This is a genomic window from Pseudenhygromyxa sp. WMMC2535, from assembly GCF_011083025.2.
The window spans coordinates 8,183,616-8,196,270 of the sequence record NZ_JABJWV010000001.1; the positions used below are offsets into that span (position 1 = coordinate 8,183,616).

Genomic DNA, 12,655 nt, shown 5'->3' on the forward strand with positions numbered 1-12,655 from the left:
TCATGGACTATGGCGACACGCAGGGCAGCAAGCCCGGCTCGCAGATGAGCCAGCAGACGCTGCTGCGGGTCGTCGCCAAGATGACCGTCCCCTTCATCCTGATCTTCGGCTTCTACGTGATCCTCCACGGCGAGCTCGGCCCCGGCGGCGGCTTCCAGGGCGGGGTCATCCTCGCCGCGGCCTTCATCCTCTACGGCCTGGTGTTCGGGGCCGACGAGCTCCGCCGGCGGATCCCCCCGGCGATCATCGACGCCTGCATGGCCCTGGGCGCGCTGCTCTACGCCAGCGTCGGCCTGGCCTGCGTGTTCTACGGGGGCACCTTCCTCGACTACGGCATGCTGCGCAGCAACAGCGCCGGCGACGGTGAGGCCCTGGGCATGAGCCTGGTCGAGTACGGCGTCGGTCTGACCGTGTGCTCGGTGATGGTCACCATCTACCTCCAGATCAGCGAGCGGCGCTCGACCATCCGCCCCGGAGAGGAGAGCCTTTGATGGAGGCCCTCGGCCACTTCAACTACTGGCTGGCGATCGTGATCATCATGATCGGCTTTTACGGGGTCATCGCCAAGCGCAACCTGCTCAAGCAGGCGATCGCCCTCGGCCTGTTCCAGACCGGCGTGTTCTTGTTCTACGTCAGCATGGGCGTGGTCCGCACCCACGACGGCACCCCGGGGACCGCCCCGATCTGGACCAACGCGGCCAAGGACCTGCCCTACGACAACCCCCTGCCCCACGTGCTGATGCTGACGGCGATCGTCGTCTCGGTCAGCACCCTCGCGGTGGCGGTGGCGATCATCGTCAACATCAAGCGCAAGTACGGGACCATCGAAGAGGACGAGATCCTCGCGGCCGACATGCGCGACGAGCAAGCGGCGAGCTGAAGGCGACCATGGACTTCCCGATCCCGCTCCCCGACTTCGCCCGCGACCACCTCCCGGTCCTGGTCGTGATCCTCCCGCTCTTCGGCGGGCTGCTGTCCCTGTTCACCGGGCTGATCCAGCGCGGCGGCGGCGTGCTCGCGTGGCTGTGGTCCGTGCTGATCACCGGCCTGACCTTGCTGTGCGCGGCCGCGATGCTGTTCACGGTCCAGCAGAGCGACGCGCCCCTGGTCTACCGCCTGGGCTCGTGGCCCGAGCAGTGGGGCATCGGCTACAGCGTCGACCCGCTCAACGGCTACGTGATCCTCGTGGTCGCGCTGATCGGGTTCTTGACCACGATCTACGCCAAGCAGAGCGTGGCCGCCGAGATCCCCCGGGACCGCCACCACCTCTTCTACGCGGTCTGGCTGCTCGCCCTCGCCGGCCTCGTGGGCATCACGGTCACCGGCGACACCTTCAACATCTACGTGCTGCTCGAGATCAGCTCGCTGACGGTCTACACGCTGATCGCCCTGGGCGGCGAGCGCGACCGCCGGGCGCTGACCGCCAGCCTCAAGTACCTGATCCTCGGGAGCATCGGCGCGACCTTCATCCTGCTCGGCATCGGCTACCTGCTGATGCTCACGGGCACGCTGAACATGGCCGACATGCACGACCAGCTCATGAAGATGCGCGCGGCCGGGGAGCTCGCCGACAACAAGACCGTGCTGGTCAGCTTCGCCTTCTTGATGGTCGGCCTCAGCCTCAAGATGGCGCTCTTCCCCCTGCATCTTTGGCTGCCCAACGCCTACACCTACGCGCCCTCGGCGGTCTCGGCCCTGGTCGCGGCCACGGCGACCAAGGTCGGCGTGTACATGACCTTCCGCTTCGTGTTCACGATCTACGGCGGCGGCGTGTTCGACAGCTCGGCGGACCTCTACTTCCTCGCGCTGTGCGCGGGCGCCGGGGTGATCGTGTCCTCGCTGGCGGCGATCCGCCAGATGGACGTCAAGAAGGTCCTCGCCTACTCGAGCGTCGGCCAGATCGCCTACATCGTGCTCGGCTTCTCGCTGGCCAACGAGTCCGGGGTCACGGCCTCGGTCATCCACATCTTCAACCACGCGGTGATCAAGGGCGGGATGTTCATGGCCTGCGGGGCCGTGGCCCTACGCGTGGGTGGGACCCGCGTCGAGGACTTCAAGGGCCTCGGCCGGCGCATGCCGCTGACCATGGCCGCGTTCACCGTCGGCGGCTGCGGACTGATCGGCGTGCCGATGACCGCGGGCTTCGTGTCCAAGTGGTACCTGGTCGTCGGCGCGATGAACGAGGGCTACTGGCTGCTCGCCCTGGTCGTGCTCCTGGGCGGCGTGCTCGCCCTGATCTACGTGTGGCGGCTGGTCGAGATCATCTACTTCAAGCAGCCCGACGATCCCCAAAAGCCCATCAAGGAGGCGCCGCTGACCATGCTGATCCCGATGTGGATCCTGATCGCCGCGAGCGTGTTCTTCGGGCTCAACGCCTCGTGGACGGCGAACAGCGCCGCCGCGGCTGCCAACTTGTTGCTCGGAGGAGGACCCTGACATGACGGCCCTGATCGCCGGCCTCGCCGGCCTCGCCGGCCTGCCGACCTGGGAGCTCCAGCTCTCGCCCATGGTTGCGATCGCGGTCCCGCTGATCGGCGCCTTCTTGATCGCCATGGCCGACCGCTGGCCCAACCTGCGCGAGGCCACGACCCTGGTCACGGCCATCGCGCTGCTGTGGGTCGTCGGCAACCTGACAAACTTCCTGGGCAGCGCCCCGAGCGAGCCCGAGGCCCTGGCCGAGGTCGTGCCCGGCATGCCCCTGGCCTTCAACCTCGAGCCCCTGGGCATGATCTACGCGCTGATCGCCAGCTCGCTGTGGATCCTCAACTCGATCTACTCGATCGGCTACATGCGCGGGAACAACGAGAAGCACCAGACCCGCTTCTACGTGTGCTTCGCCCTGTCGATCGCCAGCGTGATGGGCATCGCCTTCGCGGCCAACATGTTCACGCTCTTCGTGTTCTACGAGGCGCTGTCCCTGGCCACCTTCCCGCTCGTCACCCACAAGGGCACCCCCGAGGCGCTCCGCTCCGGCCGCGTCTACCTGGGCATCCTCATGGGCACCAGCGTGTGCCTGATGCTCCCGGCGATGATCGCCACCTACGTCTACACCGGCACCTTGGACTTCACCCAAGGCGGCGTGTTCGCCCAGCCCTTGGCCGAGGGCGTGCTGACCCCGGGGCTCTTCGGGCTGATCTTTGCGATGTACGTCTACGGCGTGGGCAAGGCCGCGCTGATGCCCGCGCACCGCTGGCTGCCCGCCGCGATGGTCGCCCCGACCCCGGTCTCGGCCCTGCTCCACGCCGTCGCCGTGGTCAAGGCCGGCGTGTTCTCGGTGGTCAAGATCTCGGTCTACATCATCGGCGTCGACCAGCTGCGGCTCTACGGCCAGGGCGGGTGGCTGGTCTACGTGGCCGGCGCGAGCATCGTGATCGCCAGCTTCATCGCCCTGTTCCAGGACAACCTCAAGCGCCGCCTGGCCTACTCGACGATCTCGCAGCTGTCCTACATCACCTTGGGCGCCGCGCTGCTGTGGCCGGTCTCGGTCAAGGCCGCGGCCATGCACATCGCCGCCCACGCCTTCGGCAAGATCACCTTGTTCTTCGCCGCTGGCTCGATCTACACGGCCGCGCACAAGACCAAGATCAGCGAGCTCGACGGCATCGGCCGCAAGATGCCTTGGACCATGGGCGCGTTCGCGGTCGGCACCTTGTCGATGATCGGCCTGCCGCCCACGGGCGGGTTCATCTCGAAGTGGTTTCTGATGCAGGGCGCGTGGACGGCCGAGAACGGGTTTGCGATCGCCGTGCTGTGCACCTCGACGCTGCTCAACGCCGCCTACTTCCTGCCGATCGTCTACCGCGCCTTCCTCCGCGCCCCGCCCGACGAGCACGCCCACGACGACGAGCACGACGACGAGCACGCGGGTGAACACGCGGACGGCCATGACGAGCATGGCGACCACCACGACCACGGTGAGGCCCCGCTGCCGATCGTCTTCGCCCTGACCTGCACGGCCGCGGCCACCGTGCTCTTGTTTTTCCAGCCCGACCTCTTCGCCGGCTACGCCAGCATGCTCGCGGAGGCGATGCCCAAATGAACCACAGCCACGAGCCCGCCCGGCCCCCTGCGCAGCCTTGGAGGTCCAAATGAGCCTGGAAGACCCCAAGACCATCCGCAAGCTGTGGATCGGCTTTTACGTCGTGCTCGGCCTGCTCGTGCTCGCCGATCCCAAGCTGCTCGAGCTCGTCCACATCCTCGAGCACGACCCCCACCACGCCGCCCACTTCATCGTCGACGGCTGGCCCGAGTTCTACCCGATCTACGGCTTCGTCTGCTGCGTGGTCATGGTCGTGGTCAGCAAGAAGCTGGTCGGCGCGCTGCTCATGCGCCCCGACACCTACTACGACCACTCGCCCCTCGACCCGACCCGGGATCAAAAGGGCAGGAGGCTCTCGCAATGAGCGCGCTCTCGGTCCTGACCCACACGCCGCCGGGCTTTTACCTGATCGTCGGCGCCCTGCTGATCGCCTCGAGCCCCGGCAAGCTGCACAAGATGTGGTCGCTGGTCGCGCCCCTGGTCACCCTCGCGGTGATCTGGATGTTCCCCACGGACCAGCGCCTGGCCTTCGAGTGGCTCGACTATCGGCTGATCGTCGCCCAGGTCAACCTCCCGACCCGGGCCTTCGCCACAATCTTCTCGATCATGGCCTTCGCCGGGGCGCTGTTCGCCTACAACCAGGATCGTCGGGTCGAGCTCAGCGGCGCGATGCTCTACGCCGGCAGCGCGATCGGGGTGACCTTCGCCGGCGACCTGATGACCCTGTTCATCTTCTGGGAGCTCATGGCCATCGGCTCCACGGTGGTCGTATGGGCCGGCGGCGGCGAGGCTGCGCGCAAGGCCGGTCGGCGCTACGTCAACGTCCACCTCGTGGGCGGCGCGATCCTCATGGCCGGCATCGCCCTGCACGTCACCGCGGGCGGCTCGCTGGCCCTGCCACAGATGAGCATGGGCGCCACGCTCGACGACCCCGTGGCCCTGACTACCCGCGGCGGCGCGCCCTGGACCCTGCCCCAGCTCGACAGCCCCGGGGCCTGGCTGATGCTGATCGGCGTGCTGATCAACGCCGGCGCCCCGCCCTTTGGCTCGTGGCTGCCCGACGCCTACCCCGAGGCCTCGCCCTCGGGCACCGTGTTCTTGTCGGCGTTCACGACCAAGACCTCGGTCTACGTGCTGATCGTGCTCTTCGCCGGCTGCAACGTGCTGGTCTGGGTCGGCTCGCTGATGGCGGTCTACGGCATCGTCTACGCCATCCTCGAGAACGACATGCGGCGGATCCTCGCCTACTCGATCGTCAACCAGGTCGGGTTCATGGTCTGCGCGGTCGGCATCGGGACGGGGCTGTCGGTCAACGGCGCCACCGCCCACGCCTTCGCGCACATCATCTACAAGGCCCTGCTGCTGATGTCGGCCGGCTCCGTGCTCTACATGACCGGCAAGCGCAAGTGCACGGACCTCGGCGGGCTCTACAAGGCCATGCCCGTGACCATGTGGTGCGGGATCATCGGCGCGCTGGCGATCTCCGCCATGCCGCTGACTTCGGGCTTCACGACCAAGTCGATGATCACCGACGCCTCGGCGCAGATCCACCTGTGGGCGCCGACCGAGCTGACCGCCAGCGGCGAGACCGTGTGGGCCACGAGCTTTGGCCTGCACCCGAGCATCGCCTGGTTCGTGCTCGTCGCCGCCTCGGCCGGCGTCTTCCTCCACGCGGGCATCAAGTTCCCGTGGTTCGTGTTCTTTCAAAAGCCCGCGCCGGCCAACGACGATCGCAAGCTCGACCCGCCCAAGAACATGCAGGCGGCGATGCTGCTGTTCTCGCTCGCCTGCGTCGCGATCGGCATCGTGCCCGGGCCGCTCTACGAGTTCTTGCCCTTCAACCCGCAAAACGCCGGGGTCGAGCACTACCACGCCTACAACTACGCCCACGTCGTCAACCAGCTCCAGCTGCTCTTGTTCTCGGGCCTGGCCTTCTTCCTGCTGCTCGGCCTGCTCAAGCGCACGCTGACGATCACGCTGGACTTCGACTGGATCTATCGACGCATGTTCCCGGGGCTGTGGCAGTGGATCTTCCGCCCGCTGCTCCTGGCCGCCGAGCCCTTCCACCGCGGCGCGACCCAGGCTCTCCCGCGCATCGCCGCCAAGGAGTTCGGCGCGGGCAGCCGCGCCGCGGGCGAAGACAACAGCTATCGCCCCTGGGGCGTGGGCCGGACGGTGCTGCTGCTGACCGTCGTGCTGCTCGCCTTCTTGGTCCTCAACTTGTTCGGCGACTAGCGAGTCCTCGTCGAGGCAGCGAAGCCCGCCCCACCGGCTCGGTGAGGCGGGCTTTTTCATGCCGATATGTCTCGCCTGCCGCACAGTGCCTCTGCATGCCGCAAAAAAACACGCACACTCTCGACCCGCAAAGACCGGCCAGAACGCGCATCTAGCGAGAAACTCACGTGTGGCTGTGTCCCTCCCTCCGCGCACGATGCAAGTCCGGCACTCGCGCGTCGTTGGTCGCGGTGACCTCCAAGATCTTCGTGGGAATCCTCGGCTTGGCGACACTCGGTTGCGCCGCGACCCAGCGCGTAGCGAGCCGAGCTGGTCCGAGCGCATCGACCTCCGATCCAGCGGCTGCGGCCGCCCAGGCTACGCCCAGCGAGGACGCCCGGGTCGCCCGCGAGCGCTCGGCTCGCTACGCCCTGGCGATCCACGACTTCAACACCGGCCACTATGAGCAGGCCGCCCAGCTCTTCGCTCAGCTGCTGCTCTCCCTGCCCCGCGATCCCAGCGCCGATCACCTCCGCAACTTGCTGGTCCAGCAGATCGCCTGGTCGTTGCTCGGCAGCCATGACGTCCACGCTCGAACCGACGCCCTCGACCGCGGCGAACGCATGCTCGAGCGCTACTTGGTCAAGCACGAGGCCCTGCTGCCCGAGTCGGCCGGTGAGCGCGAGGCGATCTACGAGCTGCTCGGTCAGTACGCCCTGCGCCGCGACGCCCAACCCCCTCCCGACGTCAACACACAGCTGCGCGCGCTGAACGAGCAGACCATCGCGGCTCTCGACCACGGCGAGGGTCGGACCCGAGCGGCGACGGTCGATCGCATGGTCCGCGAGATCGAGGTCGAGCGCATCGCCTGGGCGAAGCCCGACGATCCCCGCGTCCAGGCCTTCTTCCGCGATCCCCGGGCCGAGGGGCCCTCGCTCTTCGGCAAGCCCTTCGAGCCCTTCCACCCCGCCCGGGTGCTCGTGCGTGGCTGGACGAGTCAGGTGGCAGGGCTGCGGACGCGCAAGCAAAACCATGCACTGATCGCCGCCGCCCGGCCCGAGCTCGAGCGCTGCTACGAGCAGGCCCTGGGCCGTGGCGCAGACGTGGTCGAGCGCGCTGCCATCGATCTGACCTGGCGCGCCGACGCCTCGGCCGAGGTCGAGCTCGAAGGCGAGCACCGCCTCGACGCCTCGGCCGAGCGCTGCGTGCTCACGGCTCTGCGCACGGCCAGCGCCGACGCCGTCGACGCGCCCGATCCAGCCCACACCATGCTTCGGCTGACCTTCTTCGTGCAGTCCGAAGGCCACCGACCCGGAGCGGCAGAGATCAACTACGCCTTTGGGCTGCGCCACCCCCCGCTTCGCGGCCAGATCGAGCAAGGCGCCTCCGGTCAGCACGGCCTCGCCTCCGATTGAGCCCGGCGGAGCGAAGAATCACGGCTCGCGCAGACCGTCGGCGCCGCCGGTCCGTTCGCTCTCCCCACGGAGAACCCATGACCAAGTCGACCAAGCCGACCAAGCCGACCAAGCCGCTGCTGCTCCCCCTGTGTGCCGCCCTCCTGCTCCTGCCCAGCGCCGCCCTCGCGGCCCCCAGCCCCGACTCGGGCAGCCAGACCTGGGTCGACAGCGACGAGGGCGCGACCGTCACCCAGCACGCCAACGGGGTCCGCGAGATCGTCATCGACGACGGCGACACCATCGACGGCGAGACCCTCAGCCCCAATGGCGCCATCGTCCGCGGGCCGCTGGCCACGATCCACGCCAGCATGATCACGATCCGCCCGCACTTCATGGACGCGCTCAGCAGCGTCAGCCGCGACATCTGATTTGCCCCGGGCTGGCCGAGCCACTACGCTGCGCCGCATGACTGACGCAGCCAAGGGCATCAAGGCGCAGATCGACAAGGCCTTCCGCAAGGCTCGGCTCGAGCGCGACGAGCCGACCAAGACGGTCATCGGCATGCTCAAGAACAAGGTCCTCACCGAGCTCAAGTCGGGCTCGGGGGCGACCGAGACCGACGAGCTGTGGCTCGAGACCGTCGCCGCTTACGCCAAGCAGGTGCGCAAGACCATCGCCGAGCTCGAGGGCCTCGGGGAGCGGGCCGAGGAGGCCCTCGCCGAGGCGCGCTTCGAGCTCGAGTTTTGCGACCAGTTCCTGCCCAAGAAGCTCGACGAGGCGGCCACCGACGCCCTCGTGGCCAAGCTCGCCGCCGACAACGGCATCACCGACAAAAAGCAGATGGGTCGGCTGATGGGGCTGATCATGAAGAACCACCGCGACGAGGTCGACGGTGACCTCGCGCGCAAGGCGGCCGAGAAGGTCCTGTCCTAGACGCATCGAGCGCGAGCCCAGCTGTGGTCACCACGGCTGGGCTCGGCTGTGTTCGGCCCCGCAGCGGAGCTCAGATTTCTTCAGCATCGATCGTCGCAGCGAAGGCGGCGTTCGGCATGTCGATGTTCGGCGCGAGCAAGCCAGCCACGACCTCGGGCTGGTTGATCCCGTTGAGCTCGAAGTAGGTCCGCGCCTGCTTGGCGAAGCGCTCGGACTCCTCGCCCTCCGTGACCTGGGCGAGCTGCCAGCGCGTGGCCGCGAGGTGGCACTGGATCCCGTGCTCGTCGAAGAGCAGCTCGGCCACGCGCCAGTGCTTGCGCGCACCAGACACGTCGCGGGCCAGCGAGCACAGCGCGGCGTCGGCGAGCACGGCCTCGCCGACGTAGAGCGAGATCTTCGACTTGCGCATGGTCTTGCTGATCTTGCGCAGGCGAGTCTGGAGCTGGGTGTCCGTCGGCCGGCGCATGGCCGCCAGCGCGAGGCAGCGCGCGGTGAGCTGCTCGACGAAGCGCTTGACCACCGGGTTGAGGGCGATCATCGATCGCCACACGCTGTTGGTCAGTTGATCGACCCGAGCGAGGGCCTTGTCGCCCTCCCCCTCGCCGAGCAGCAAGAAGATCTCGGCGCGGTCGATGGTGAAGCCGGTGAAGGTGTAGCGCGTGGCCTGCCAGGCGGCGCGCCCGGTCTCGATGTGATAGCGAGCCTGGCGGACGTCTCCGCGGTGCAGCTCGGTCAGCGCGGCGTAGGCCTCGAGCTCGACGACCTCGCGCAGGTTGCCGCGGTCCCGGGCCGCCGCCAGCCACTGGGCCAGGTTGCGCGAGAGCTCGCGCCAGCGCCCGGTGATCGTGCACAGGCTCGAGTAGACCAGCACCGAGGAGAAGCGGATCCAGTCGGCCCCGGGCACGTCCTCGAGGCGCGGGAGCAGATCGCGGAGCTGATCCGTGGCGTCGCTGAAGCGGTTGAGGGCGTAGTCGACCATGTCGCGCTGGAAGTCGATCACGCGATCGAGCTCGAGGTCGTTGACCTCGGCGGCGAGCTCCCGCGCCTGGCTGGCCATGGCGTGGACCTTGCCCTGCCCGCCAAACACCGCCGTCATCGTCATCTCGTAGGCGAGCATCGCCCCCAGGCGCCGCGGCTCGCCCGCGTCGAGGGTCAGGCGCAGCAGGCGGTTGTGGAGCACCCACGAGTGCAGCTCGATGTGCAGCAGCAGCCCGCGGTAGATCGTCATCAAGGTGTCGATGCGCTCGAGGGTCGCGGCCGGGACCTCGTCCTCGCTCCGCTTCGTGAAATTCATCCCGCGCAGCCACAGGCGCAGGCGCCCGAACACGAAGCGCAGCATGGTCCGCCAGGTGCTCTTGGGCGTGGGCTCGTCGCTCTTCTCGAGCACCTCGGCCGAGAGCGCGAGGCCCTCCTCGAGGTGGCCGGCGTGGAGCAGCTGCTCGGCGGCCTCGCACTTGAAGCTCAGCGCGCGGGCAGGATCGACCTCGTCGGCGAGGGTCCGCAGCAGCCGACCGGCCTCGCTCGAGTGGCCGAAGTTGACCAGCTGCGTGGCCAGGGCCACGCGCAGCCGCAGGCGCCGCTTGGGGTCGCCCTCCGCCTCGCTGAGCTCGAGGGCCCGACGGTAGAGCTCGACGGCGCGACCAAAGGCCAGGTTCTCGACCGCCTGCTCCGCGGCCTCCTCGGCGAAGGCCGCGGCCTGGAGCGGCTCCCCGCCGTACTCGTAGTGCTCGGCCAGGGCCTCCGGCTCGCCGCCGAGGTGCTCGAGGGCGCGGGCGAGCTCGAGGTGAACGCGACGCAGCTCATCGGGGGCGAGCTCCCCGACCATGACCTCGCGGATGCGCCCGTGCGCGGCGTCGAGGGTCGAGCCGGGCAAGCTGCCGAGCATGCTGTCCTGGCTGTCGATCTCGTCGCGGATCGAGACCAGGTCGAGCTCGACGAGGCGGTCCATGACCTCGTCGACCACCGAGATGCCCTCGACCCAGGACTCGTCGGCCGACAGGCTCTCGTAGACGCGGCGGACCACGGGGATCGGCGTGGGCCCGCCCGCGACCGCAGCGATCGCCAGCACGCGCCGAGCCTGGGGCGCGAGCGCGACGATCCGCCGGGCGACGATGCGATCGTCTCCGGCCTGCGTGTCGCCGACGGTCGAGCCAGCGTCGAGGACCATCTGACCGATATAAAAGGGGTTGCCCCGGGCGCTGCGGGCGTAGGCCGCCGCCCGCTTCTCGACCTGCTCGCGCTTGGCCCGAGACCCCGCCTGGTCCGCGCCCAGGAGCAGGCCCGCGAGGCGCCTGGCGTCGTCCTCGGGCAGCGGCTGGAGGACGATATCGCGGAGGTCGCGACCGAGGCGCGCCTCGGACGAGAGCAGCTCGCGCAGCGCCTCGGGTTGCTCGCTCTCGGGCTCGTCACGAAACGAGACCAGGAGCAGCATCGCCGGGGGATCCGGCGGGCGGACCAGCGAGCTGAGCAGGCGGGCGCCGTCGACGTCGGCCCACTGAAAGTCGTCGATGTGCACGACCAGGGGGCGCTCGTCGGCGAGGCGGGTGAACACCTCGCGCAGCGCCGCGAGGCCGAGGCGACGCATCTCGCCCGGCTCGAAGCGCCGCACCGGCCGTCCGCGGAGGCTCCAGACGTCGGCGAGGACCGGGAAGATCTGGACCAGGGGCGCGAGGTAGCGCGGGCGAAAGCCCGCGAGCTCGACCTCCGGGCGCCGGCGCAGGTGGGCCGAGAGCGCGTCGACCACCGAGTCCACGCCCTTGTAGGGCACCGACTCGCGCTCGAGGCAGCGCCCGCGCAAGACCAGGGCCTCGTCGCCGCGGCGGACCTCGGACAAAAAGCGGCTGATCAGCGCCGACTTGCCGTGGCCGCTGGCCCCGTGCACGTGCACCGTGACCGCCTCGCCGCACAGCTGGACGTCGGCGAGGGCGCGGCTGAGCAGGCCGAGCTCGCTGCGTCGCCCCACGAAGGGCTTGCGCGTCCGCAGGTTGGGCAGCTGATCGCTCACGCTGATCGGCCCCGAGCCCCCCGCCAGCCGGCCAAAGGCGCTGATCAAGGTGTTGGCGTCGGGCCGGTCCGCGGGCTCGACCGCCAGCGCCTCGCGGCACAGCGTGCGCAGCGACGAGGGGATGCCCGCGACGTGCTCGGCGGGATCCGGGGCCTCGCCATCCTGCTTCGCGAGCATGATCTCGAGGGGCGAGCCCTTGAAGGGCAGGCGCCCGCACAGGCTCTCGTAGAGCAGCACGCCCACGGCGTAGAAGTCGGAGGCCGGGCTGACCTCGCTCATCGCGGCCTGCTCCGGCGCCATGTAGGCCGGCGTGCCCAGCAGCTGCCCGTCGCGGGAGATGCCCTCGTCGGGCTCCGCGAGCTCGGAGACCAGGCCGAAGTCGAGGATCACCACCCTGCCCTCGCGGGTCACCAGCACGTTCGAGGGCTTGATGTCTCGGTGGACGCAGCCGGCCTGGTGGAGGCGGTCGAGGCCCGCGACCAGCTGGCGAAAGGCCCGGCCCAGGCGAACCATGTTGGGCAAGCTCCCGGCCATGACCTCGCGCCGCACGTAGGTCACGAAGGGCATGCCGTCGACCAGCTCCATGGTGAAGAAGGCCGTGCCGCTGGGGAGCACGATCAGCTCGCCGAGGCTGACGAGGTTGCGGTGCGAGACGTCCGCCAGAGCCCGGAATTCGCGCTTGAAACGATAGAGCAGCCCCGGCGTCGTGCGCGAGAGCATCTTGAGCGCGACCACCTCGTCGGTGACCGTGTGGCGCGCCGCGAACACCTCGCCCATGCCACCGGCGCCGAGGTTGAGCTGGATCTCGTAGGGACCGAGCTGCTCCCCCGGCCCGTGGCGCTCGCTGATCTGGGCGAGCAGCTCGTCCTCACCGTCGAGGGTGCCGGGGCCGCCGAAGCGCTCGATGATCGTCTCCTCGCCGTGGGACAGGAGGTCGGGATCGGGCGTATGTCCGTGGGTCGACAAGGGCCTGAACTGCTTCGAGCATACACGTTGTGCGGCGAACATGTGTGCGCGTCGCAACGCCTCGCCGCACCGCGACCGACCTCCCAGGACCGCCTCCAAAAA

At 69.0% G+C, this 12,655-nt stretch carries 10 protein-coding genes; 9 read left to right on the plus strand and 1 reads right to left on the minus strand.

Features of this window, described 5'->3' with window-relative positions:
• Positions 1 to 2 precede the first annotated feature (2 nt).
• The 9 genes from G6O69_RS31610 (at position 3) to G6O69_RS31650 (ending at position 8,583) form a co-directional block, all read left to right on the plus strand.
• Complete coding sequence (locus G6O69_RS31610; protein ID WP_217909951.1) at positions 3 to 491, plus strand: Na(+)/H(+) antiporter subunit B; 489 nt, start codon at positions 3 to 5, stop codon at positions 489 to 491.
• Positions 491 to 880 (plus strand): cation:proton antiporter subunit C, encoded by a 390-nt coding sequence (locus G6O69_RS31615; RefSeq protein ID WP_172307189.1) that lies wholly within the window; start codon positions 491 to 493, stop codon positions 878 to 880. The genes G6O69_RS31610 and G6O69_RS31615 overlap by 1 nt, the downstream gene beginning before the upstream one ends.
• An 8-nt stretch (positions 881 to 888) precedes the next feature.
• A complete protein-coding gene (locus G6O69_RS31620) occupies positions 889 to 2,436 on the plus strand; it encodes a monovalent cation/H+ antiporter subunit D family protein (RefSeq protein WP_172307190.1) in 1,548 nt (515 codons plus the stop codon).
• A gap of 1 nt (position 2,437) precedes the next feature.
• Entirely contained in the window at positions 2,438 to 4,039 is a 1,602-nt protein-coding gene (locus G6O69_RS31625; RefSeq protein ID WP_172307191.1) for a proton-conducting transporter membrane subunit, read from the plus strand.
• A 49-nt stretch (positions 4,040 to 4,088) separates the two neighbouring features.
• Entirely contained in the window at positions 4,089 to 4,403 is a 315-nt protein-coding gene (locus G6O69_RS31630) for a hypothetical protein (RefSeq protein ID WP_172307192.1), read from the plus strand.
• Positions 4,400 to 6,274, plus strand: a complete 1,875-nt coding sequence (locus G6O69_RS31635) for a Na(+)/H(+) antiporter subunit D (protein WP_172307193.1) — start codon at positions 4,400 to 4,402, stop codon at positions 6,272 to 6,274. The genes G6O69_RS31630 and G6O69_RS31635 overlap by 4 nt, the downstream gene beginning before the upstream one ends.
• A 230-nt stretch (positions 6,275 to 6,504) precedes the next feature.
• The gene (locus tag G6O69_RS31640; protein WP_172307194.1) at positions 6,505 to 7,668 is read left to right on the plus strand and encodes a hypothetical protein; all 1,164 of its coding nucleotides are present in this window, start codon (positions 6,505 to 6,507) and stop codon (positions 7,666 to 7,668) included.
• A gap of 77 nt (positions 7,669 to 7,745) precedes the next feature.
• Positions 7,746 to 8,078 carry a hypothetical protein gene (locus G6O69_RS31645; protein WP_172307195.1) on the plus strand — a complete coding sequence of 111 codons (333 nt, stop codon included), beginning with the start codon at positions 7,746 to 7,748 and terminating at the stop codon, positions 8,076 to 8,078.
• A 37-nt stretch (positions 8,079 to 8,115) separates the two neighbouring features.
• Positions 8,116 to 8,583, plus strand: a complete 468-nt coding sequence (locus G6O69_RS31650; RefSeq protein ID WP_172307196.1) for a GatB/YqeY domain-containing protein — start codon at positions 8,116 to 8,118, stop codon at positions 8,581 to 8,583.
• Positions 8,584 to 8,653: 70 nt separating this feature from the next.
• Here the strand turns inward: G6O69_RS31650 and G6O69_RS31655 are convergent, their stop codons facing one another.
• Positions 8,654 to 12,595, minus strand: a complete 3,942-nt coding sequence (locus G6O69_RS31655; protein ID WP_176397208.1) for a serine/threonine-protein kinase — start codon at positions 12,593 to 12,595, stop codon at positions 8,654 to 8,656.
• Between the last annotated feature and the right edge of the window lie 60 nt (positions 12,596 to 12,655).

Coding starts and splice junctions, on each gene's coding strand:
- G6O69_RS31615 (WP_172307189.1), top strand. CDS start 491: ATGGAGGCCCTCGGCCACTTCAACTACTGGCTGGCGATCGTGATCATC.
- G6O69_RS31625 (WP_172307191.1), top strand. CDS start 2,438: ATGACGGCCCTGATCGCCGGCCTCGCCGGCCTCGCCGGCCTGCCGACC.
- G6O69_RS31650 (WP_172307196.1), top strand. CDS start 8,116: ATGACTGACGCAGCCAAGGGCATCAAGGCGCAGATCGACAAGGCCTTC.
- G6O69_RS31655 (WP_176397208.1), bottom strand. CDS start 12,595: ATGTTCGCCGCACAACGTGTATGCTCGAAGCAGTTCAGGCCCTTGTCG.
- G6O69_RS31630 (WP_172307192.1), top strand. CDS start 4,089: ATGAGCCTGGAAGACCCCAAGACCATCCGCAAGCTGTGGATCGGCTTT.
- G6O69_RS31620 (WP_172307190.1), top strand. CDS start 889: ATGGACTTCCCGATCCCGCTCCCCGACTTCGCCCGCGACCACCTCCCG.
- G6O69_RS31645 (WP_172307195.1), top strand. CDS start 7,746: ATGACCAAGTCGACCAAGCCGACCAAGCCGACCAAGCCGCTGCTGCTC.
- G6O69_RS31635 (WP_172307193.1), top strand. CDS start 4,400: ATGAGCGCGCTCTCGGTCCTGACCCACACGCCGCCGGGCTTTTACCTG.
- G6O69_RS31610 (WP_217909951.1), top strand. CDS start 3: ATGGACTATGGCGACACGCAGGGCAGCAAGCCCGGCTCGCAGATGAGC.